24 protein-coding genes are annotated in these 20,416 nt (G+C 59.1%); 7 read left to right on the top strand and 17 right to left on the bottom strand.

From position 1 onward, the window contains the following. Window positions 1–739: 739 nt before the first annotated feature. From GOB85_RS16300 to GOB85_RS16290, 3 genes are all read left to right on the top strand, one after another. The gene (locus GOB85_RS16300; RefSeq protein ID WP_173578534.1) at window positions 740–1,507 is read left to right on the top strand and encodes a hypothetical protein; all 768 of its coding nucleotides are present in this window, start codon (window positions 740–742) and stop codon (window positions 1,505–1,507) included. A 133-nt stretch (window positions 1,508–1,640) separates the two neighbouring features. Further along, window positions 1,641–1,874, top strand: a complete 234-nt coding sequence (locus tag GOB85_RS16295) for a hypothetical protein (protein WP_173578535.1) — start codon at window positions 1,641–1,643, stop codon at window positions 1,872–1,874. Between the two features lie 122 nt (window positions 1,875–1,996). Further along, the gene (locus GOB85_RS16290; RefSeq protein ID WP_242011583.1) at window positions 1,997–2,770 is read left to right on the top strand and encodes a hypothetical protein; all 774 of its coding nucleotides are present in this window, start codon (window positions 1,997–1,999) and stop codon (window positions 2,768–2,770) included. 41 nt (window positions 2,771–2,811) lie between these two features. On the opposite strand, the gene GOB85_RS16285 is transcribed toward GOB85_RS16290, so the two are convergent. From GOB85_RS16285 to GOB85_RS16260, 6 genes are all read right to left on the bottom strand, one after another. Then, window positions 2,812–3,360, bottom strand: a complete 549-nt coding sequence (locus GOB85_RS16285) for a hypothetical protein (RefSeq protein WP_173578536.1) — start codon at window positions 3,358–3,360, stop codon at window positions 2,812–2,814. 104 nt (window positions 3,361–3,464) lie between these two features. Beyond that, window positions 3,465–3,890, bottom strand: coding sequence for a hypothetical protein (locus tag GOB85_RS16280; RefSeq protein ID WP_242011582.1), 426 nt, complete (start codon window positions 3,888–3,890; stop codon window positions 3,465–3,467). A 63-nt stretch (window positions 3,891–3,953) separates the two neighbouring features. Then, complete coding sequence (locus GOB85_RS16275) at window positions 3,954–4,352, bottom strand: hypothetical protein (RefSeq protein ID WP_173578537.1); 399 nt, start codon at window positions 4,350–4,352, stop codon at window positions 3,954–3,956. 137 nt (window positions 4,353–4,489) lie between these two features. After that, entirely contained in the window at window positions 4,490–4,789 is a 300-nt protein-coding gene (locus GOB85_RS16270; protein WP_173578538.1) for a hypothetical protein, read from the bottom strand. A gap of 13 nt (window positions 4,790–4,802) precedes the next feature. Next, window positions 4,803–4,973 carry a hypothetical protein gene (locus GOB85_RS16265; RefSeq protein WP_173578539.1) on the bottom strand — a complete coding sequence of 57 codons (171 nt, stop codon included), beginning with the start codon at window positions 4,971–4,973 and terminating at the stop codon, window positions 4,803–4,805. A 237-nt stretch (window positions 4,974–5,210) separates the two neighbouring features. Continuing rightward, window positions 5,211–5,849 (bottom strand): LexA family transcriptional regulator, encoded by a 639-nt coding sequence (locus GOB85_RS16260; protein WP_173578552.1) that lies wholly within the window; start codon window positions 5,847–5,849, stop codon window positions 5,211–5,213. Between the two features lie 79 nt (window positions 5,850–5,928). On the opposite strand from GOB85_RS16260, the gene GOB85_RS16255 reads away from it, so the two are divergent. Further along, window positions 5,929–6,285 carry a hypothetical protein gene (locus GOB85_RS16255; RefSeq protein ID WP_242011581.1) on the top strand — a complete coding sequence of 119 codons (357 nt, stop codon included), beginning with the start codon at window positions 5,929–5,931 and terminating at the stop codon, window positions 6,283–6,285. Between the two features lie 37 nt (window positions 6,286–6,322). On the opposite strand, the gene GOB85_RS16250 is transcribed toward GOB85_RS16255, so the two are convergent. The 11 genes from GOB85_RS16250 to GOB85_RS16200 form a co-directional block, all read right to left on the bottom strand. Then, window positions 6,323–6,685: a hypothetical protein gene (locus GOB85_RS16250; protein WP_173578540.1), complete on the bottom strand. Its 363-nt coding sequence runs from the start codon at window positions 6,683–6,685 to the stop codon at window positions 6,323–6,325. An 82-nt stretch (window positions 6,686–6,767) separates the two neighbouring features. Beyond that, window positions 6,768–8,027, bottom strand: a complete 1,260-nt coding sequence (locus GOB85_RS16245; RefSeq protein ID WP_173578541.1) for an NAD(P)/FAD-dependent oxidoreductase — start codon at window positions 8,025–8,027, stop codon at window positions 6,768–6,770. Beyond that, window positions 8,024–8,740 carry a 3-oxoacyl-ACP reductase FabG gene (gene fabG, locus GOB85_RS16240; protein WP_173578542.1) on the bottom strand — a complete coding sequence of 239 codons (717 nt, stop codon included), beginning with the start codon at window positions 8,738–8,740 and terminating at the stop codon, window positions 8,024–8,026. The genes GOB85_RS16245 and fabG overlap by 4 nt, the downstream gene beginning before the upstream one ends. Continuing rightward, window positions 8,741–9,181, bottom strand: coding sequence for a phosphotransferase (locus tag GOB85_RS16235; RefSeq protein ID WP_173578543.1), 441 nt, complete (start codon window positions 9,179–9,181; stop codon window positions 8,741–8,743). Further along, window positions 9,175–9,969 (bottom strand): beta-ketoacyl synthase chain length factor, encoded by a 795-nt coding sequence (locus GOB85_RS16230; protein ID WP_242011580.1) that lies wholly within the window; start codon window positions 9,967–9,969, stop codon window positions 9,175–9,177. Before GOB85_RS16230 ends, GOB85_RS16235 begins: the two co-directional genes overlap by 7 nt. After that, window positions 9,969–11,156, bottom strand: coding sequence for a beta-ketoacyl-[acyl-carrier-protein] synthase family protein (locus GOB85_RS16225; protein ID WP_173578544.1), 1,188 nt, complete (start codon window positions 11,154–11,156; stop codon window positions 9,969–9,971). Before GOB85_RS16225 ends, GOB85_RS16230 begins: the two co-directional genes overlap by 1 nt. Then, on the bottom strand, window positions 11,153–13,504 hold the full coding sequence (locus tag GOB85_RS16220) for an MMPL family transporter (RefSeq protein WP_173578555.1): 2,352 nt from the start codon (window positions 13,502–13,504) through the stop codon (window positions 11,153–11,155). Before GOB85_RS16220 ends, GOB85_RS16225 begins: the two co-directional genes overlap by 4 nt. 10 nt (window positions 13,505–13,514) lie before the next feature. Then, window positions 13,515–14,126 (bottom strand): LolA-related protein, encoded by a 612-nt coding sequence (locus GOB85_RS16215; protein ID WP_173578545.1) that lies wholly within the window; start codon window positions 14,124–14,126, stop codon window positions 13,515–13,517. Further along, the gene (locus GOB85_RS16210; protein WP_173578546.1) at window positions 14,123–15,034 is read right to left on the bottom strand and encodes an LpxL/LpxP family acyltransferase; all 912 of its coding nucleotides are present in this window, start codon (window positions 15,032–15,034) and stop codon (window positions 14,123–14,125) included. Before GOB85_RS16210 ends, GOB85_RS16215 begins: the two co-directional genes overlap by 4 nt. Continuing rightward, window positions 15,034–16,677: an AMP-binding protein gene (locus GOB85_RS16205; RefSeq protein WP_173578547.1), complete on the bottom strand. Its 1,644-nt coding sequence runs from the start codon at window positions 16,675–16,677 to the stop codon at window positions 15,034–15,036. Before GOB85_RS16205 ends, GOB85_RS16210 begins: the two co-directional genes overlap by 1 nt. Next, window positions 16,674–16,973: a phosphopantetheine-binding protein gene (locus GOB85_RS16200; RefSeq protein ID WP_173578548.1), complete on the bottom strand. Its 300-nt coding sequence runs from the start codon at window positions 16,971–16,973 to the stop codon at window positions 16,674–16,676. Before GOB85_RS16200 ends, GOB85_RS16205 begins: the two co-directional genes overlap by 4 nt. A 106-nt stretch (window positions 16,974–17,079) precedes the next feature. Here GOB85_RS16200 and GOB85_RS16195 point away from each other — a divergent pair, with 106 nt between their 5' ends. The 3 genes from GOB85_RS16195 (at window position 17,080) to GOB85_RS16185 (ending at window position 20,077) form a co-directional block, all read left to right on the top strand. Then, on the top strand, window positions 17,080–17,688 hold the full coding sequence (locus GOB85_RS16195) for a hypothetical protein (RefSeq protein WP_242011579.1): 609 nt from the start codon (window positions 17,080–17,082) through the stop codon (window positions 17,686–17,688). 95 nt (window positions 17,689–17,783) lie between these two features. Further along, window positions 17,784–18,539 (top strand): class I SAM-dependent methyltransferase, encoded by a 756-nt coding sequence (locus GOB85_RS16190; protein ID WP_173578550.1) that lies wholly within the window; start codon window positions 17,784–17,786, stop codon window positions 18,537–18,539. 35 nt (window positions 18,540–18,574) lie between these two features. Next, entirely contained in the window at window positions 18,575–20,077 is a 1,503-nt protein-coding gene (locus GOB85_RS16185; RefSeq protein WP_173578551.1) for an LTA synthase family protein, read from the top strand. Window positions 20,078–20,416 lie beyond the last annotated feature (339 nt).

Genomic DNA, 20,416 nt, shown 5'->3' with positions numbered 1-20,416 from the left:
AATAAGGACGCGCCATCCATGCTGGCCTCCAATCCAGCCAGATGGTTGAATCAGATTTCAGCCAATCTGGGTACCCATATTCCGATTCAGCCCAAAATCATCAGGCTCTAGTCTACAGAATCGCTTTTTTCGCAGTCGCTCCTGTAGGGCTGAATCACACAGATCACCCAAACACACGAAAACCCCCAGAAAACTAACGATCTGCCCCAGATCATTACCCAATCGCACAAAACGACGGCCATTCCTTGCCGAAAACCCTCACGAATGGCCGCAGAGGCCGGTCTGGTAACCCGCCCGCACAAAAGGCCCTCTGATTCCTGCCCGAACGGTCTGCAGACCGTTTCTAAGACCTGTTTGCGGCATAATCGACGAACACATGCACCACAAAAACTCCAGAACGGGTCAAATCTGTCCCCGCAAGGGATTTAAGGCACGATACCGCATTTTGGTGCGCAGGGCGCACGTAAAACGCCGAAAAACGGCGGTTGCCCGTCATTTTTCGCGTGGTCCTTCGAACGTCGCCGGATGCGCGCTTGGCAGCGCGACTTTGACCCGGTCAAAGTCTGCATCCTCGAAACCGGAAGACGAGGTCTGAGAGAAGACGGTCGGACAGAGAGATATCCCTGGTTCTGAGGGCTGGCGATGAAGAGACTGGTCCCTTCGTTCCCAGAGAGAAAAATGTGGCGTCTGGGCCTGTGTGCTCCCGCCGTGTCCTTCCTCGCCTTTCAGGACATGTTTCATGACACGAATTTCGTCTTCCTTTTTCTCTCCCGCCTCGCCGGTCAGTGCACTGCTCTCTGACGGCGTGGGACAGCTCACGTCCCTTCGCCTGCGTCTGATCAGCTGGTGGCCGGCCAGGCCCCTGACCGGCTTTGCCGAGGGCAGCCGCTTTGTGGTCGTGGTGCAGAATATCCTGTGGAGCCCGCTCACTGTCTCGACGGTGTGGGATTACGTCCGCACAATGGAACTGCATCACGACGCCAGCGGACGGCTGTGCTTCGATGAACCGCTGGTCTTTGCCGAAGAGGGCATGGAGGCGCCAAACGCCATCGCCGTCTTCAACTACCATTTCCTGCGGCGCTTCCTCGCGGAGGACGACCCCGCACTGGCTCTGCCGGGCCTGTGCCTGCATCGTGCGGCCCGGGAACTCTGGCCGCATCTGATGTTCCATACGCCGATGAGTCTGATCGTGCATGCCGCCCCCAGCGGGCGGCTGGCGGGTCTCGCACCTGAAGACCTGCTGGGACTGACGGATCCCCAGAGGGATCTGATGCTGTTCGACGCGCTGAGCCGGCAGATCAATCCGTCGGAGTTGATCTGCCTGTCGGCCTCCACAGCGGTGGATGCGGCCCCTGTCATCAACGGTCTGGCTGTGGACCCGCACTGGTTCAGCACGGACTGCGCGCCCGGCTACAGCCTGCAGGCCGGACTGGAGCATCTCGGTGTGCTCGAGTGCCCTGAAGAGGATGATCTGCTGCCGTTCGATCTGTCCTTCCGGGCCCACTGAACGCTTTTTCTCTCTATCCCAACCCCTGCTTTTTCATGGCCTGCCCCACATGCCTTTTCGGTCACCGGACGCTTCAGAGCGTGCCGGTGCCGCACTGCGTCTGCAGGGCAGGCAGGAACAAGGATTATCCCTTATGTCTGCCGAACATTTCTCTCTGTCCCGCACTGGGCTCGACCGGCTGGTCGATGTCTGGCTGCAGTTGCACGACGTGCTGCTGCCCGCCCTGTGTGTCGTCCGTGATGACGATCCCGACGACACGCTGCCGTTTGGCCGCCCGCTGGAAGGCCATGTGCTGCTGCTCGGTGATCTCCTCGAAGATTTTGGCGAGACGCTTCAGGATGTCATGGACAGCGCCGCTTCGGCGTGAGTGCCGGGTCTCTGCTCTGCCTCTTTCTGGTCGTCAGGCCATCCTCCTCAAACCTTCAGTCATCACTCTGCCATCGGACAGAACCCCTTCTGTCCGATGGCTCTGCGCACAGGATTTTCATCATGCGTTATCAGACCTCACGCCACCATACAGGCTCACACGGCGTGTCCCGCGCTGCCCGCCGTCTTCGCCAGACCCGTCGCTTCTCGCCGTGGGATGCGACAGACGAGGACCTGCAGTTCATGGCAGCACTCACCGAACGGCTTGGCGCACCGCCTGTGTCGAACATGATGCGTTATTGTGGCCCCGAGGCCCGGCATCTCGACCAGCTGGGCGAAAGCCTCGGCGACTGGCGGCGGGTGCTGGAAGCGCTCGCCCGACGCTATCCGCATCTGCCGCGATCGGGATCACAGGCGTCCGACGGCACGACACTGGACTCCGCGCCCGAGCGGATTGTCTGGGAGACCCTCGTGCAGATGGTTCCCGATGAACTGGACCTGTGCTGCCATCCCTGGCTGGAAGAAGGGCGTTATCTGCGCAGCGATTTCGGTCTCTGCGCACCAGATGAGGAGACCCCTCTGCTCTGCATCGAGGTGATGGGCATGCTGGGCTCCGACCGGATCTGCCGGGCGGATGTCGAGGAATCCTCTCTGGACCGTCTGGCAAAGAAGCAGGACTGGTTCAGTCAGCCGGGCCGACCACTCCTGCGCGTGATCTGGCTCGACATGATGGCGCATCCGGACTGGCTGGAGGCAATCTGCGCGGAAGCCATCGAAGCGGCTGTCGCGCAGCTTGGTTGTGGCAGGGAAGGACGTCGCACATCGGTGCCGGATCGTAATGCACGATATGGGAAGCGACGTTCTCTCTCTTCTCCATACAGACGTGTGCGTAAGTGAGAAATGGCAGCCAGCCTTCTGTTCGGGAGGCTGGCTGCCATTCAGTCGTTTTTGTCATCATGTGGCGGCAACAGTTCAGGTTTTCTCTCGTCCTGCTGTCTGTCCGCCTCCTGTGCCTTTTCGATCCGGGTTGCACGCCACAGCAGGACGGGAGCAGCAAGGAGAAACAGAATGCCGGCACCGGGCGTGAAATAGAGATGGAAGCTCGAGAACGCAAAAAGAAAGCGGCTCATCTCTGTTTGCGATGATTGCAGAAAAACATAGATTTTGACGAGACAGAACAGCGTCATGCCCCATGACGCACGATCACAGTAAAGACGGGGGATATTGAAGGAGGCGCGCTTCCGGCTCAGCCACGATGCGCCAAAACTAGCGATAGTCAGCCAGAGTATGACGCCCAGAATATGAAACCTGCTGAAGCCGGCGTGCTGAACCGAATTCATGCCGCGTTCGACATGGCGGTAAGCGCAGGACAGAAACCCCGCCAGAACGGTGCTGCCCAGCGCAGCCAGGACAAGTTCGTCGGGGGTCTCCCAGAACAGACCCAACCGGGCCCTGATCCCATCAAAATCGATGTCATTCCTGTTCATGAGGGGTTCTTTTTATTCTGTGTCGATGACGACGCGTAACTGATAGGCGTGTCTGGCTGTCGACCAGTTCCAGACAGGCGTCTTTGGACCCGGTCCACCGAAACTTAGATCGTGAACACCGTCATGACGGCTTTCCTGAATGGCAATGGTGGCCGCGGAGTTCTGCCACACGACATGCCGCGTTCTGTCGAGCAGAGTGTAACGGGCGCCATCCCCCCCCCGAAGCAGGCCGGATCCTCTTCGATGACCGCCGTGAGGGGGCCGGGAGCACCACCCACGTCGAGAGGCAGGATTTTGGGTGTCACGCGTGTCCCGCACAGATCGTGATACTGTCCGGCTGTTTTCGTGAGGTCTGGCACGGCCTTCAGGGTGGTGGTATCCGAGGATGTGGCCGGGCGGGCCTGCTCTGCGCTGAGCCAGTGGGCGTCGGCGATCATCTGTCTGTCGCTCTGACTGGCCGCCTGAGCGTGAGCAGAAACAGTGAGCAGCGACAACATGGCCGACAGGGGTAAAGACAGGAAATGTTTCATGAAGGGAGTCCGTTTTATGGAGAAAGCAGGTGTCACCCGGCATCGGGGATGCTGGACGAGGGCTCAGAAGACGCCGCTTCCGCTTTTGACCGCCGAGGCATTCATCGTGTGATGCCAGACGACGTCACCGTTAAAGAGAACGGTCAGGGTTTTCTCGGTGCCGTGTGTGCCCTGATGAAGATCGCCATACAGCGGAACGAAGTTCGCCGCGTCCGATGAAGCATTGGTGAAGGAATAACGCCATTGTTCATGGCCGCTGTCGGTAAACGAGCTTTCACGGGGATCGCCGAACTGGGCCCGGATCTGGGCTTTTGTCGTGACTCCATCCTGAATCTTCTGGTCGATGGAGGTCACTGTTTCGTTCTTGAGGCTTTCGTTGCCTTCCGTGGCGCAGCCGGAGAGCAGGATCATGACTGTCAGGGAAACAGCACCGCCGAGCATTTTGAGCGAGCGTGAGGACATGGAGGCATTTTCCTTTTTTGTGAGATGATGGAAAGATCAGCTATTGGAGACAGTCGGATATTCTTCTGTCTTTCCGATTGTATTCAGGCAGATTTATTTGATTTCGTCAGTAAAGGTGGTTTCTGATCCGGATCTGTTCAATCGAGCCCGTAGAACTTCCGCCGTTCTTCTGCGGTCCTGCATTTTTCCAGCATCGGCCTGCGGGGATAGACCCACGCGGCAAGCCCGAAACAGAACACGATGATCGGATGAAAGGGGATCGATATGACGATCCCGCAGAGGGCGCAGACACAGGCACAGAACAACGTCATGTCACGAAGTTCCTTGCGGTTTGCGGCTTCTTCCGCGCCATATTCTGCTTCATAGGCGGCAAGGCGGGCAGCCTTTTTGTCGACGCCGCTCTCACCGGCCTGCAGAATGGTGTCATTGAGGGGCATCGTGCTCTCCCGGTCAGTCATGACGGTGGAACAGAAACATGCACGCCAGATAGGTGCAGAGCATGATGAGGCTCGGAGAGAGGACATCACTCGTTATGAGCCAGTCGCCGAATTTATTCAGGTACACCAGCAGGATGATCCCGCCCACCACGACGACGAAGACAAGGGCTGTCAGAAGCAGCATGTCAGGATGCTCCTGCGCCATAACGGACAGGAAGCACGCTGAACGACGCGATCCGACAGGGTGTGCGATCGAAAACTGACAGAGACACCATCATGACCTCCCGATGGCAGAAGGGCGGAAAGCGCTGGCCCTACATGCCTGATGGGAGGGATAATTTACGAGATATCGCCTGCCGTAAATACGAAATATCGTATTTTATGACAATTGGCTTTTCGCCGGTCGTTTAAAGCCAGACCATCACGGTCTGGGCACGCCACCGGTCCACACAACTTCACCCAGAAGCCGGAAGCAGTCCAGTCTGTTTTCTTCGATATCCTGTGGCGGATAGCGATGGTTGTCGGCTATGACCCGCACGCCGCCACCCAGACGGGGATCGAGGCGGCGGATCATCAGCGTGCCGCTGCTTTCCAGCGCATAGAGGGCGCTGGCCGTTACGGTCGTCACGCTGCGGTCGACGATCACCAGGTCGCCTGAGGCCAGCGTGGGTTCCATCGCATCACCCTCGCTGGTCATCAGGCAGAGGGCCGAGAGATCACGGGGGATGGCACTCTGCAGCCAGTCACGACCGATCCGCAGGCCATCCTCATGATTATCGTGCCAGGGAATGACAATCTGCCGGGGAGTGCTGGCTGTTCCGTCCGGACTGTCTGTTCCGGGACCTGCGCCGTTGCCAAAGGCCAGCCAGTCCAGGGAGACGCCACAGACGCGAGCCAGTGAGGCGATGGCGGAGAACTTCATCTCGCCACCGTTCATGTAGTCCCGCAGGGTCGTGTAGGGGACGCCGGCCGCTTTTGCGGCGTGGGTGATGCCGATGCTCTGGGCGGCTTCACGGAGACGCTCGCCACGCTCGCGCATCAGGCGGATCTGTTCATCCATGAGCTTGCGCTTCTGTCTGCGTTTGCGGGCCACGGGTTCTGTCCTCATCACAAAATGAGGATGCTATACGGATTCCCGCTTGATATGTAAGTCGGAAAAGCGTAGTTGTGTGAATCGTAATGTTGCGGGACCCGTCACTCATCATGGTCAGATCCTCGCACAGAAACAGCGTTCTGTCGAAGGGATTATCATGCCGGAAGATCCGCTCCTGCCTCCGCCCGCACACGCCCCCGGTCTTGAGGACCTCCATGCCGGACTGCACGACGTGCTGCGTCTGATCGAGATCAAGCATGCCCTGCTGCGCGGGCGGCTGGAAAGCCTGAAGGCTGACAGCGAGGGGGCGAGGCTGCTGGAAGGGGTGATGGTGCTCGGTGCCGTGCTGCAGCAGAGAATGGCAGGGTTGTTGCAGATATGCAGAGAAATCGGAAGGTTGTGAGCGAGCGCATCATCACAGGTCACAGATCGGCATGAATTTAATTGCCCCGCGTAGCACTCGGCGCTTCGACAGCGGCATCCTCGCCCGGATGACGGGAGACAATCGTCATGCCGGTTTCGGTTCTGGAAACTGCCATTCCGGTACCCCATAGCATGTGGCGCATGGCCTGATAGGGCTGTCTGTTCAGATGAATCTCATGGGAGGTTTTGTTCCGGATGCGGGCATGATCAATCTGGATCGGACAGCCCGATCGCTCAGAAACCTTCTGGACGGCTTCACCAAGCGGCATGCGATCGTAATTCCAGTCATAATATTTCTCGAGACAGGAAGCCTGACTGCACGCCGAGAGAGGCAACGCGAAGATGGCCATGAAAACCGGAAGTCTGAGGTTGAACGTCATGAAAACAGTATCCTTTTGGAAGATTAAAGTGATGGAGCAGGTGTGCCCGCGATAGCATCTACCTGCGCGAAGCCCTTTTGTTTTACGGTGAGTTTTCTTTTTTCAGGGAAAACAGGGCGTAAATCGCCTTGAATGCTGCAAAAGGCGCCATGACACGCAGTTTCCCCGAGAAATCTCCTGCGAGCAGCGAGATGATCGCGTCACGCATCCGTAGAATATTGCGTGGATTCAGAAAGAGCTTTCGCAAGACGGGATTGTTGATCCTGTAGATCAGCCAGCTTACGCGGCGCATTTCGGCACAGGTTTCCCGTTCAGCAGCCGTAGCGGCTTTCGCGCCCAGTTCTGGAGATTGCAGCCACGCCCGCGCAACTTCCGCACCACGATAGGCGCTTTGCATAGCCAGCAAGACGCCCGATGAAAAGACGGGATCGAGAAACGCATAGGCATCACCGATCAGATAGTACCCGTCGCCCCAGGCTTTATCCGCACGGTAGGAATAGTTGCCGGTCGTTGATAATTCCGAGAGAGCTTCTGCATTCGCCATACGTGAAGCGACGGCGGGGCTCTCTTTCACTTTTTTCCAGAACAGGTCTGCCACAGGGCCGCTGTGGTTCTGGAATGCGGGCTTGTCGCCCACGAAACCGACGCTCATCACACCATCGGGCAGCGGGATCATCCAGAACCAGCCCTGATCGACAAGGTGGATGGAAATATATCCGCCCATATCGCCATCACGGCGTGGAACATTTCGGAAATGACTGAAGATTGCAGCAGTAGAGTTGTTTCTGTCAGCGTTTCTGCGGCGAAGCTTGCGACCCAGAAAACCATCGCGACCGGACGCGTCGAGCACGAAACGCGGCGTCCAGATCTGTTCTGCGCCTTCCGCATCCCGCACCGTGACGATGGCGCGCTGCCCGGCATGAAAATCGACTGAAACAGCATGCGTGTTTTCGAAAGTCCGGGCTCCGTTTTTTGCAGCGTTCCGGAACAGAAGCTCATCAAACTGCGAACGCACGACCTGATAGGCATGATCTTCTTTCGCAGCGATGGCGTGGTGGAAGGGGAACGGCACGCGACGGTCATCCCGGTCCGAGACGAACTCGGCGCCGGGCTTGTAGACACCCATCGCCTGCACTTGCTCAAGCACGCCAAGATCGCGCAGCAGCGGCAGATTGCACGGAAGGAGAGACTCACCGATGTGGAAGCGCGGATGGGCGTCTTTTTCCAGAAGCACGACATTATACCCGTCGCGGGCAAGCAGGGTGGCCGCCGTGCTGCCAGCCGGTCCGCCGCCGATGATGAGAACGTCGCAGTCCTGCGCGCCTGTTTCGGAAACCGTCATGCCATGCCTCCATTGATGCCAATTGTCTGGCCGGTGATGTAACCAGCCTGATCCGAGGCGAGAAATGACACCAGAGCAGCCACTTCCTCAGGCTGCCCCGCGCGTTTCGCCGGGACAATTGCATTGATCTGTGCAGTGTCCATCACTGCCGCTATGGCAGGAGAGTCGATCACACCGGGTGCGACCGCATTGACCGTAATGCCGCGCCCGGCCACCTCGCGGGCGAGTGAGCGGACAGCGCCTTCCAGCCCCGCCTTTGCCGCGCCGTAAGCGACCTGTCCGCGATTACCGAGGCGTGCCGTGATCGACGACAGGGCGATGATACGACCGTAACGTGTGCGGGTGAGTGGCAGCAGCAGCGGTTGCACCACAGCGAAAAAACCGTCCAGCGAGACACTGAGCACGCCGAACCATTGCTCGGCACTCATTCCGGCCATGGTCACATCGTCATGTGTGCCCGCATTGTGCACAATGACCTGAGGCGCTCCGCCCTCCAGAACCGGCGCCAGCGCATTGCGGGTGGCGCCGATATCTGAAAGATCGCAGATCAGCGTTTCGGCACTTTTCCCATTTGCACAAAGCTCTTTCGCAAGATTGTCCGCCTTGTTGGCTGATGCGCAGGCGTGAATGATGACATGTAGTCCGTCCTGGGCGAGGCGTCGGCAGATCGCGGCTCCGATCGGGCTGGTGCCCCCTGTGACGAGTGCGCGCATTCAGAGTGTCTCCATTGCGGCGTGAAGCATGACCGTGCCACTGCCGGTGGCGAGCGTTTCACCTGACGCCGCACTGACTGTGAAGCCATAGATAAAGCCATCTGCCATCGCACAGTCCTGAGTGACGCGAATCAGGAGGGTTTCATAACGCGGGTCATCCAGCTGGTCGCGGCGCAGGTCGAGTGAGCGCAGGGCGGCGAGATAGCCCGGCGTGCTTCCTTTGCCGCCGGTAAGCGCGCCATGCAGGGCGGCAGCCTGCATGGCGATCTCTGACGCTGTGACAGGGCCAAGGCGTCCATTGTGTCGTAGTGGACAATCCGGATCGAGATGTCGCCGTGTCGTCGCTTCCAGAGTGCTGTCCGTCCAGGAAAGACACTCATCGAGCAGGCAACTCGCCCCCTGATGCGGGATCAGATCAAGGATGGCGTCACGGTTCAGCAAGGCGTTACCTCAATACGAAGCGCGCCGTTCAGGCATCCGGCGCTGATCGTGCCCGCCTGATGCAGGGCCAGCAGCCTTAGCAGTGGCAGACTGCGCGCGGCGGGGTTACCCAGAGCCAGAGTCCGCAGGGATGGGTCATCCGGAAGGTCGGTCATGTCGGGAGCCGATGTGTCGTAGGTCAGGGTTAACTGCGCCATGGCGGGCGCATTCACATCAGGGTCGAGTACGAAAGCGCAGGCGAAAGGAACGGGCGTAACACGTACGGTCCCGATCGGCCCCGGAATAGGCATGTCATAGGCCACGAACAGGACTGGATGGTTTTCCGTGACAGTTTCCGCCGCGGCCTTGAGCAGGCCTGTGCCGAAGGTCCAGTCGAAGCAGCCGATGGCTGTGGCCGGACTGATGGAGCCGTGACTGATGGTCCAGTATCCGGCGGCGGCATTATGCACGGAGTTGTGGAACTGGGTGGGAGAGACGTCCATGCTGGGTGTGATGATCGCACGCAGGATGGAATCGATCACGCCGCCGTCGCCGTTGGCGGAGGCGAAAACGGAAGCCATTGCCGTTGGGTTGAGAGACGTTTGAGCACAGGCCTCTTCCGCTACAGAGAGAGCGAGCCGACTGATCGGCCCGGCCCGGCGGCGCTCGTTAGGAGGGAGTGTCGTCAGCGGTGGAGGCTGCACCGGTCCGTCGCTCCAGAGGGATGGATCGCGCAGCACCGGGATGGAGTCTGTCCATCCTGACAGGCCCGGTCCCCGGAGTGAGGCTGCACGAAGAGCCAGGCGCATCAGGCGGCTCCAATCACGAGACTGCAATTCGTGCCGCCGAAACCGAACGCGTTGCTCAGGATAGCACGGGGGTGCGTCTTTTCATTCGTGATTACGACCTGTGAGCGGAATGTCGGATCGATTGCCGTCACACCGAGGCAGCCGGGGATAACGCCTGTTTCCAGCGTCTGGATTGCAATGATGACTTCGATGATCCCGGAGGCGCCGAGCGTGTGTCCGGTCCAGCCCTTGGTGGAAGAGCATGGTGTTCTGTCCCCGAACACAGCGAACACGGCGGTATCCTCCATCGCATCGTTAACGATGCTGCCGGTGCCGTGAAGATTGATATAGCCGATGTCTTCAGGACGAAGGCTGGCACGGTCCAGAGCCTGACGCATGGCGGCGATAGCGCCGCGTCCGGCAGGGTCGGGGGAGGACATGTGATAGCCGTCGCTGGCTGCGCCGAGTCCCATGATTCGCGCCATCGGAGAGACTGTCCGCGTGCCTGCGCGTTCCAGCAGGATAAACCCTGCGCCTTCGCCCACGGAAATCCCGTCGCGCTCTGCATCGCAGGGCCGTGTCGGGCCGGGCGACACGAGGGACAGCGCGGAGAACCCCCGCAAAGTCATACCGCACAGACTGTCGGAGCCGCCCACAATCGCCGCATCGCACACGCCGGAGGCGATCCAGTGCCAGGCGTCGATAAAGGCGTGTGATGAGGAAGCGCAGGCGTTGGAGACCGTGAGCAGCGGCCCCGTGAGGCCGAGAGCCGCAGAGATGTAACGCGGCAGGGAAAACAGATCCTGCGTGTATTCCTCGTTGTAATCAGGCGGCATCGTGCCTGTTGTTATGTTCCGTCGTGCATAGGCTTCTTCGGAAGAAAGGATGCCTGATGTGGATGTGCCTGTTACGACCGCGATGCGTGACGGTCCATAAAATGCCCTGGCCTCCGCCACGGCTTCCGTAAAACCGTCCTGTCGCAGCGTCATATCGGCCAGACGGTTGTTCCGGCAGTCGAAGAATGAAAGCCCTTCGGGAAGCCTGTGCTGCTCGACGCCCGGAACGCGTCCTGTGTAACCAGACGTTGCTCCGGCGAAGTCACACGGTGTCAGCCCGGACCGTCGGGCAAGCAGCGACGCACGGGTCTCGGCAAGCCCGGCCCCGATGGCGCTCAGTGCTGTTCCGGCGGTGACAACAAGCGGAATCATGCGGCGTCTGTTGCCGCAACGGACGGTTTCTGTCCAGCCAGCATGAAGCCCGAAAGCAGCGAAAGAAACGCGCCGCAGGAAATGGTCAGACCGATCTCCCGAAGTAACGGAGTATGACAAAAATAGAGACAGCCGAAGCTCAGCACCGTCATGATGTTGCAGGTCAGCAAGGTGCGGATCGTGCGTGCCCGCTCGGCACCGTCGAGTTGAGGGCGAGCGAAGAACAGCGCGTAGTCCAGCGCCACGCCGGCGACAAACTGGATGGAAACAAGGTGAATCAGCGATAGCGGTTCGCCCCGCAGCGCCAGAATTGCGGGCAGAATCACCATCACGGCACCGACCGCGAAGAACACTTTCAGCAGCCTCCGGATATCACGCAGCACTGCGAACAGGATCAGCAGTGCGAGTGTGCTCCCGGCCAGACTCCAGAGCAGTGTCAGGCGCGTATGGTAGGCGGTCAGACTGCGCAGTTCGGCATTGAGGTCCATCACAAGCACGCCGGGCAATGGCCCAAGCGCACTCTGGAGGACAGCCATGTTTCGGACATCCGCCGGGAGGATCAGTCCCCACCAGCCGTCGTCACGTTGAAATAGCAGCGGTGAGATACCCTGTGCGAGCGGCGTGTCGGCCAGCATCTGGGCCGTGAGCGGCGGCATTGTCCGTGCCGCTGCGACATCCTTGCAGAATATACTGAAACTGTCGGCCTGAAAAGGCAGTCCGGCCTGAGCCGCGCGTATCGCAGATTCAAGAACCGCGTCGTCCGGCAGCAGACTTTGCCGCTGATGTTGCAGGGCGACGGATGGCACCAGACCGGCGGCATCCTGCACGCCTGACAACACGTCCATCCGGACCACCCGGACCACCCGGGCCAGCACGGGATGCATGGCCTCCTCGCGCTCCAGAACCTGTTCCGGTGTGTCACCATGAACCGCGATCAGACGGGCGGATTGCGGTGTGCCGAGTTCGCGGCGTAGTTCCGCTTCCTGCGCTCTCGCGGCTGGCGGCACAGGACTGAGAGCGGAGAGATCTGTTATGAGAGCAGGGGGACGGACGATCAGCACGGCCAGCGCACCGAGGACAGGCGCGGCGCACAGAAACCGCAGTCGTCGCAGTCGTTCCGCGCGTTCCAGTGGAGCGGATGGACCGCTGATGACCGGGGCGAGATCGGCCGCCACAATCAGACGAGGCATCAGCAACAGCGTGACGGCCGCCGCCGTCAGAAGTCCCGTCGCGGCAAAGACACCGAGTTGCGCAAGACCGGGCAGGCCGCACAGGATCATACCGCTGAGTCCGAGCGCCGCCATGAGAACCGCAAGGCGCAGGCTCGGCGCGATACGTCGCAGGGTCGCTTCAGGCCCTTCGCCGACGTCACGATGTCCGATCAGCAGCACCGGATAATCCAGCGAAACACCCAGCATGGTCATGCCGAAACCAAAGGCGATGCCGTGAACGGACCCGAAGCACAGCCGCACGACAATCATCGCCACACCCAGCGAGATCAGGAAGGGCGCACCGATGGCCGCCAGCACCCACAAGGACCGGAACCGCCAATACAACACACTGGTCACGATCAGGATGGAGGCAATGGTGATCAGGTCAATATCGCCGCGCATGGTTTGCGCGCTCTGCACGGCCAGCACGGCGGGACCGCTCAGTAGCAGTCTGGCCGGTCCGGGATGGGTCGCTGCAAAAGCAGCCTGAATAGCAGCGGGCGCGTCTTTCTGGGCGGCGAAATCCATGCCGCCGGCTTTTGTGCGGAACAGGAGCAGGGTCCGTTCCTGTCCCGGCGCACGGTCGGAGGCGAACCAGACGCCTTCTGTCAGATGCGCCTGCACATCAGGCCGAAGCTGTTTCAACGTATCGGTGAATGCACCGGTCGGGTCGCGCAGGGCGAAAGAGATGACGAGCGGCTCTGCGGCAGACTCCAGGCCGTCGAGCACATTGCCGAAAGCGGTGGTGAGCGCCCGCCGGGAAAAGTCACGGGTTTTTGCGTCGGGGGCAAGAAGGTAGCGATGTGTGAACAGCAGATCGCGCAGGGTCTCGTTTCCGATGGTGGAAAACGACCCGTTGAGCACAGCTGAAAAGCGTGAATCGCGGTTGAGTGTGGCCTGCATGTCCCGGCTGATCCGCGCAAGCTCGGCAACGGGCGCGCCCTCTATTCCGGCGGTGATGAAGGATGAGGCCACGCCGTCGCGTACCTCACGCAGCAGGAAGCGGCTGCCCGCACTTTGTCCGGGAGGCAGGAAGCCCGCCATATCGGTGCGCAAGGGAATCAGAAACAGAACGGTTGCGGCGAAGAGGATCGAAGCGAGAAGAACCAGTGCGAGCTGTTTCGGGGAACGACGCATCACAGGGATCTCAGAGGGAGATCGTGATGGTCTGGCTGTCGCCATTCGCCTGAAGGATTTCAAGCCGTGTGATCGCGTTGTTGGTTCCCGTAATGACAACCTTCTTCAGCAGCTTCGCAACGTCCGCCGTGGCTGGAGCAAGCGTGAGAGTCCAGTTGCTTCCCTCATTCCCGGCGGCGGAAATGTGATAATATCGGCGCAGCAGCGTGATGTCGCCGGAGAGAGGCGCCCGTAGCGTATCGGCCAGCAGCTGAAGCTCCGGGTTGCGGGCGGCGTCCAGAGTCTGTGGCTGCGCCGTGCCTCGGGTCACCGTCACGCTCTCTCCGCTGATGACCAGATCTTCGCGGCGGGGTGCTTTAGTCAGTTTCTCGAGATAGTTTGGTGCATGCCATTTCAGCGTGCCGCCGCTTTCGAGCGGTTTGGTCAGGGCGGCGAGAATGCGGACTTCGTGAAAGCGGTTTTCTCGCGCATGCACCGCGCCGATCCGAGAGATGATCGTGTCTGCCAAGGTGCTGGATGCCGGGAGATCCGCCTGTGCGAACGCGGTGTCCGTCAGTGACGGGAAGGCCGGGATGCCAGACAGAACAAGCAGGGCACATACAAGCCGTGCGGATGGTTTCATGACCGCTCCTCCCAGAAATCATAGTAATTATACCACGAAAGCGGATCTTTACGGCACAGTACACTCATCCAGTCGGCGTACTGTGTCATCCATTTCCGCACTGTTGCGGTCTTTTCTGTGGATGTTCCTGTCAGGACTATGCGGTCGGCGAATTTTTTAAAGCTGATGTCATAGCTGCCATCAGCGCAGCGCAGGCCGCTGAACAGCACGACAGGTGTTTCCGTCAGTGCTGCGAGCCGCATCGGTCCCACAGGCAGCGGTGCTTCTTTTCCCAGCACTGGCACGGGCAGGCTGCGGCCCATGTCATGCGCCCGGTCTCCCAGAATGGCGACAACTTCGCCACGACGCAGACTCTCGGCGACACGCAACATCGTATCCGGCTCCCCGAGCGGGATGAGGATGTCGGTGTAGGATGGGTCAAGCATCTCGATCAGACGTGTCGCGTCCCCTGTATAGCCGCGATACATCAGGATTCTGAGGGTAAGCGGGGCGGGCATGACGCGCAGCACGGTCCGCAGGGAGTCAAAGGAGCCGATATGCGCTCCCAGAAGAATACAGCCGCGCCCGGCCTGAAGCGCGTCAAACAGGATTTCCTTTCCGGAGACGGAAATCCTCGGAGGGGTGGCCCGGGGATCGAGAATGAACAGCCGGTCCAGCGTAATCAGCGCATAGGACCGGATATGTTTCCAGACCATCAGCAAGGAGGGTTCCCGACCGAGAACCCGGCGCAGATAGATCCGGGAATTCCGGCGGGTTGTCGTATCCCTGACGAGATACCAGAGCGATATCGGATAGAGCAGCAAGGTGAGGGGGCGGCGACCGACAAGACGGGCCAGACGCAGCATCAGGCTCATGGCCAGATGATTGCCGCGTTCAGGAACGAGCCAGGTCTCCTTTCCTCCCGTCATCAGTCGGACTGCGTGCGTATGACGGCTCGCAGCGCAAGGGGAGCGCCGGGATGGTCCGGCATTCGTGCCGTGAGTGTGCGGCGTTCATTTTCCTGACGCAGGCGGAAGCGGAGAGTCTCTTCGGGCCGAACAGGGCGGAGAAACTTCACCTGATCGATCTTTGTGGGATTGAGGCCGGCCAGTTCAAGCCCGCAATCCAGGAGTAATGCTCCTGGAACTACGGGCTGCCCGGGGAAGTGACCTGGAAAGGCAGGATGATCGGCAGGGAATGAAATCTCCCCGATGATTTGTCCTTCCATGACGGTCGTGGCGAACTCCCGCAACGCGCCAGCCGTCAGCTTGCCCACGGAATTTCGTGGCATGGCCTCGACGAATGTGATCGTGCGGGGCAGGAAAACCGGGTCAATCTGCTTCCGCAGACTAGCGAGAATACCGGCGGCACTTACTCCCGGAGCAACGGCCAGAACCTGCATTCGTGCCGTATGTCCGTCGTCGGTATTTGGGGGCACAAACGCGCCGTCTTCCACACCGGGAAGGTTCGTCAGGATTGTGTTGAGCATGGACAGGGAAGCGCGTCGAGCGGCAATCTTCACCATATCGTTGCGCCGTCCGATCAGACGGAAGTGGCGTGCATCGCGCTGTTCGACAAGATCGGCCAGTTCAATGTCCGGTGCACCGGGAGCGGAGACAGTCACGCTGTCATCATGCAGATCGACAGTGTCGTAAAGCTTCCAGACCGGCTCAACAGTTGTGCGTCTGATCGCGATTGAGCCGATTTCAGTCGCGCCATAAATCTCGGTTACGACTGTATGCAGGGCCTCTTCAGTGCGTCGGGCTAGATCTTCACCCAACGGAGCAGCCGCCGAAACGATCCGCGCAATCGGAGGGATGTCGAGATCGGCCCGCAGCAACGCACGCATCTGCAGGGGCGTTGTAATCAGGATGCGCGGTGCGGTGGTAAGCTCCAGCATTTTCCGCCAGTCCGCCGGGTAGGTCGTGGGGCCAGTCGTAGCGAGACTGCGTGTGTGCACGGCCTGACAGACCAGCGTCTCAAACCCATACATATGGTAGGGTGGGACTGTTCCGGTCAGGGACGAAGCTGTTTCTTCAGGGTCGAGAAGTTCGCGTGCGACAATACTGCGGATGACCAGCGCGCCCCATTTCTTCGCGTAGGCCATCGGTTGTCCGGTGCTGCCGGAAGTAAAAACGGTCGCGACCTCCCTGTCGAACAGGATGACCGGATTGTCGGGATGATCTGTTCCGGAGCCGTCGGGCGCAGGCAAGGTCAGCGTGCCGGGTGGCAATTCTTCTGTGGCGCTATCGCCTTTCAGCGTCACGCAGACAGCATTTCGGGAAGCGGCAAGCTGTCCAAGACGCTCGGGCGTGCGGTCGCTGGACAGGAGAACGGACTGGCCTCGCAGGATGGTCGCAAGAAACAGGACCGTGAAATGCCACACATCCTGACAGAGAGAGACAATCGGCGCGTCGGGCAGAAGTGCTGCTGTGCGATGTGCCGCGCGCAGAAGGTCATGGCCTGTGCTGACAGTGCCGTCCGGATGGCTGAAGACGGAGCGATCCGGAGAAAAAACCAGAGACAGGTCAGCCGTTTCGGGCTGAAAGTCGCTGGCCGGAGCAGACCTCATCCGGCCGATCCGGCTTTCCCGCGCACGTTGGCGACATGGGTGGCCAGCCCCCGAAGAGAGCTGAAGACGCGGCGGCTGTCCGGGTCATCCGAACTGAGAGTGACATTATAGACGCGGCTGATCATCAGCGCGACTTCCAGAGCGTCGATGGAATCCAGCCCCAACCCTTCCACGAAGAGGGGAGCATCTGGAACGATCTCTTCGGGAGTGACTTCCAGCTGAAGCACATCGACAAGGTGCTCTGCGACTTCACGCTCGAATAGTGTCTGGAGGGTCTCACCCGGCTGGGTCGTCATGAAGCTCTCAGTACTGAAGAAATGACAATGCGGGACGATCTGCTATCACAGGCCCCTCCCAAGGAAAAGTATATCGTAAATCATGGTTGCAGCCCGGTTAAAATATATGCGCTCTGCCGGCGGACTGATCTTTCTTTTTAGTTTTCTGTTGCCGTATTTCGTGAAGATCGCAGGCGGGGACAAAGGATATGTTGCAGTTGCACTTGTTCTTTGTCAGGGGGTGGGGCTTGCGCTCATAACCGGTCGATGGGTGATCTGGCCTGTGGTTACTGTCCTGTTGGTCTTTCTGGCGCTGATGTTTCCGGATCCGGTGCGTAATGCCGATGCGCTGGTGATCTACTGTGTGGGGCTGATTTTACCTCTGCGGCTCTTTATTTCCTCGCTGGCGCCGGGACGGGAGCCGCTCGTCTCCGCGCTCGCCCGGCAGGCGCATGGCGGCGGAGTGCTGCGTGATGATATCGCCCGCTACACAAGCCTCCAGACATGGTTCTGGGTCGTTTTTCTCTTTCTGCTGCTGCTGTTGCCGCCGGTTCTCTTTCTTGTCGGCCCACCCGGTTCTTGGCTCTGGCCGCTGAAAGGCAGCGTGCTGGGCGTGCTGGCTGTTCTGCTTGTTGCGGAATACGGTGTGCGGCGCCTGGTGATTCGAAACTTCGATCATATGCCGCCCTGGGCGATGGTTCATGTCTGGAAGACCCGTTCGTCCGGCAGGACGTGAAGTTATGTGGACTTGCGTCCCTTGGGACTTTGATGAGAAAAACCTACCGAGGCTGCGCCGGTCATGCCTCATGACGATATAGACGCGAGCCTCTGATGACCAACGTTTCCCCTGAAAAAGTGCCTCCTCACCCGGTTCTTGCCGAATGGTATCAGGAGGCGGCCGGACGGCAGGGATTCGTGCAGTCGCTGTTTGATCGCACCGCTCCTTATTACGACCGGATCAACGCCATTTTCTCTCTGGGAAGCGGGCGGTGGTTCCGGCGTTCCATGCTGCGTCAGGCCGGACTGAAGACCGGGCATCGTGTGCTGGACATCGCAACCGGTACAGGACTTGTGGCGCGGGAGGCAGCGGGCATTGCCGGGGCTGACAATGTCATCGGACTTGATATGAGCGCGGGGATGCTTGCCGTGTGTCGGCGGAATGTGCCGGGGATTTCACTGGTGCAGGCCGATGCCCAGTGGCTGCCCTTTGCAGACGGACAGTTCGATCTGCTCAGCATGGGATATGCCCTGCGGCATGTGGCTGATCTGCGAGAAACTTTCGCAGCGTGGCTTCGGGCGCTTCGGCCGGGCGGATGTGTTCTCGTGCTTGAGATTGGTCGAGCCCGGAGCGCGTTTGTGCAAACCGTTCTGCGGATCTATCTCGGGCGGATCGTGCCTCTGCTTTCTGGCGTGGCTGCTACGCGCGATAGCCGCACGCTGATGGAATATTACTGGGACACCATCGCTGAATGTGTTCCGCCGGAAGAAATCATGCGCGCCTTGCAGGAAGTTGGCTTCGAAGATGTCCGGAAGCGCACGTATTTCGGTGTCTTCCATGCCTATACCGGAAGGGCTCCGGATCACTGACCGGATTGTAATCTCTTCTGGGTTTGTCAGAGATTATGAGCATTCTTCAACTTTCCTGTGCATTGCTTGCGTCTGCCGCGATAGGCATGTCAGTCGATGTGTTTGGGAAAGGCCGCGTGTGGTCGCGGAAGGGCCGGCCGTATAAGACCGTTTTCACGGCATCAGTCGGGTTCTGTGTGTTTGGTTTTGTTTTCGGTAGTGTTCTGATGCTGTGCGGCTCCCCTGCCTGCGCAGCCGTTCTGACGGATATTGCCGGGGTCGCCTTGGTTGTAGCATCCAATGCGAAATATGCGGTTCTTTATGAACCGCTGGTCTTCAGTGATCTATTTCTCCTGAAATATTTTATCAGACATCCTTGTTTTTATATTTTTGCTATTTCCCTTGCGTTGCGTGCTGGGATTGCCGCAGGGCTGCTTATCGCCGTGACCCTTCTGGCTGTGGCTGTGGTGCATGCCCCTCTTGCGGGGCATGTCGCAGGATTGATTATTTCAGCGCTGTTTTTTGTGCTGTTGGCGCTTTGCCCCGTGGAGCGAATGGCCCCCGTTCCCGATCTGGAACGGGATATAGTGCGGTTCGGTCTGGCTGGCTGTCTGTTCATGTATTGGCGGCGTTGGGGACAGCAGTCCCGGGAACTTTTACTTCCGATAGAGAGTGCGCCAACCCGGGCACGGCCGGGTGAAGTCATTGTTATCGTTCAGTGTGAATCTTTTGCTGATCCGCAGATGCTCGGTCTGCCCGTGGGGACGATCCTGCCCGTCATGCCGGAACTGGAACGTGCGCGCAGACTGGCTTCGCAATACGGCAAGTTGAAGGTCAGCGGGTTCGGAGCCTATACGCTGCGGACGGAATATGCCGTACTGTCAGGTCGGACGGAAGAAGAATTGGGATTTCGGCGGTTCGATCCCTTTCTTACAGCCTTGCAGAATGCTGGTGGCTTTCTGCCTTCCCAACTGGGATGTGCCGGATTTCACACGGTATATATGCATCCCTATGATCTGCACTTCGGAGATCGTATAACCGTCATGCCAGCTATGGGGTTTTCCGAAACGATGGGGCATGAATCCTTTGGGTCAGGTAGTGGCGATACGTCTGTCTATATGAATGACAGGGCATTGGCGGATAAAATGCTTTCCACAGTCAGGAAGAGTTCTGATCCTCTATTTCTTTATGCTGTCAGCATAGAGAATCATGGGCCATGGAACGGAAAAGGTGACTCAGTTGCGTGCTATTTGTCTCATCTGGAAAACAGTGACGCCATGATCGGACAACTGATGCAGGGACTGGATCAGTGCGGACGTCCAGCACGTCTGATCGTTCTGGGTGATCACCGCCCGTCCATTCCGGGGGCCACTTCTCCTGCAGCAGGACGGGATACGCCATATGTGGTGGTGGATTTCCCATTGTATCAGGTGATGCCGGTGCGGGCAGATATTTCACCAGAAGGGCTGTTTACGTTGGCACTCAACCGCCGCCTGTCAGAAAATTCCATTTCTGACGTCCACTCAGACTTGGGCGGTTCGAGAAATTCCGAACTTTGAGTTGTTGGAGGTGGAGGGTTCGAAAAACCCCTATCCAAGCTTTTGTGTAATGCGCAATATCAATGAGTTATGACTCTGCTGTGATCGAAAAAGGAGGGTTTTTAGAACCCTCCAGGTGATTTCGTTCTTTGTGTGTTGATGGAAATGGAACGACAGAGTGAGCCAGATGGTTTTCTAACTGGAGGCTTGTCTATAAGCCTGAAAACTGTGCCTCAAATTATCACGGTCTTTAGCAGCCTGTCGGGTTGGGCATTTTGCGGCTGATAACGCCGAGGCTGACCCGGCTTATGCTGTTTGAAGCCGTGCCATTCTTTTGCAGTTGTATGCGAGAGCGACGAG

Source organism: Acetobacter fallax (assembly GCF_011516735.1).
Lineage (GTDB): Bacteria > Pseudomonadota > Alphaproteobacteria > Acetobacterales > Acetobacteraceae > Acetobacter > Acetobacter fallax.
Note: the sequence above shows the minus strand (reverse complement) of the source record. Positions and strands in the feature narration are given on the sequence as shown.

Excerpts from the sequence above, each read along its gene's own strand:
- GOB85_RS16300 (WP_173578534.1), top strand. The coding sequence starts at position 740 with ATGACACGAATTTCGTCTTCCTTTTTCTCTCCCGCCTCGCCGGTCAGT.
- GOB85_RS16295 (WP_173578535.1), top strand. The coding sequence starts at position 1,641 with ATGTCTGCCGAACATTTCTCTCTGTCCCGCACTGGGCTCGACCGGCTG.
- GOB85_RS16290 (WP_242011583.1), top strand. The coding sequence starts at position 1,997 with ATGCGTTATCAGACCTCACGCCACCATACAGGCTCACACGGCGTGTCC.
- GOB85_RS16285 (WP_173578536.1), bottom strand. The coding sequence starts at position 3,360 with ATGAACAGGAATGACATCGATTTTGATGGGATCAGGGCCCGGTTGGGT.
- GOB85_RS16280 (WP_242011582.1), bottom strand. The coding sequence starts at position 3,890 with ATGAAACATTTCCTGTCTTTACCCCTGTCGGCCATGTTGTCGCTGCTC.
- GOB85_RS16275 (WP_173578537.1), bottom strand. The coding sequence starts at position 4,352 with ATGTCCTCACGCTCGCTCAAAATGCTCGGCGGTGCTGTTTCCCTGACA.
- GOB85_RS16270 (WP_173578538.1), bottom strand. The coding sequence starts at position 4,789 with ATGCCCCTCAATGACACCATTCTGCAGGCCGGTGAGAGCGGCGTCGAC.
- GOB85_RS16265 (WP_173578539.1), bottom strand. The coding sequence starts at position 4,973 with ATGCTGCTTCTGACAGCCCTTGTCTTCGTCGTCGTGGTGGGCGGGATC.
- GOB85_RS16260 (WP_173578552.1), bottom strand. The coding sequence starts at position 5,849 with ATGGATGAACAGATCCGCCTGATGCGCGAGCGTGGCGAGCGTCTCCGT.
- GOB85_RS16250 (WP_173578540.1), bottom strand. The coding sequence starts at position 6,685 with ATGACGTTCAACCTCAGACTTCCGGTTTTCATGGCCATCTTCGCGTTG.
- GOB85_RS16245 (WP_173578541.1), bottom strand. The coding sequence starts at position 8,027 with ATGACGGTTTCCGAAACAGGCGCGCAGGACTGCGACGTTCTCATCATC.
- fabG (WP_173578542.1), bottom strand. The coding sequence starts at position 8,740 with ATGCGCGCACTCGTCACAGGGGGCACCAGCCCGATCGGAGCCGCGATC.
- GOB85_RS16230 (WP_242011580.1), bottom strand. The coding sequence starts at position 9,969 with ATGCGCCTGGCTCTTCGTGCAGCCTCACTCCGGGGACCGGGCCTGTCA.
- GOB85_RS16225 (WP_173578544.1), bottom strand. The coding sequence starts at position 11,156 with ATGATTCCGCTTGTTGTCACCGCCGGAACAGCACTGAGCGCCATCGGG.
- GOB85_RS16220 (WP_173578555.1), bottom strand. The coding sequence starts at position 13,504 with ATGCGTCGTTCCCCGAAACAGCTCGCACTGGTTCTTCTCGCTTCGATC.
- GOB85_RS16215 (WP_173578545.1), bottom strand. The coding sequence starts at position 14,126 with ATGAAACCATCCGCACGGCTTGTATGTGCCCTGCTTGTTCTGTCTGGC.
- GOB85_RS16210 (WP_173578546.1), bottom strand. The coding sequence starts at position 15,034 with ATGACGGGAGGAAAGGAGACCTGGCTCGTTCCTGAACGCGGCAATCAT.
- GOB85_RS16205 (WP_173578547.1), bottom strand. The coding sequence starts at position 16,677 with ATGAGGTCTGCTCCGGCCAGCGACTTTCAGCCCGAAACGGCTGACCTG.
- GOB85_RS16200 (WP_173578548.1), bottom strand. The coding sequence starts at position 16,973 with ATGACGACCCAGCCGGGTGAGACCCTCCAGACACTATTCGAGCGTGAA.
- GOB85_RS16195 (WP_242011579.1), top strand. The coding sequence starts at position 17,080 with ATGCGCTCTGCCGGCGGACTGATCTTTCTTTTTAGTTTTCTGTTGCCG.
- GOB85_RS16190 (WP_173578550.1), top strand. The coding sequence starts at position 17,784 with ATGACCAACGTTTCCCCTGAAAAAGTGCCTCCTCACCCGGTTCTTGCC.
- GOB85_RS16185 (WP_173578551.1), top strand. The coding sequence starts at position 18,575 with ATGAGCATTCTTCAACTTTCCTGTGCATTGCTTGCGTCTGCCGCGATA.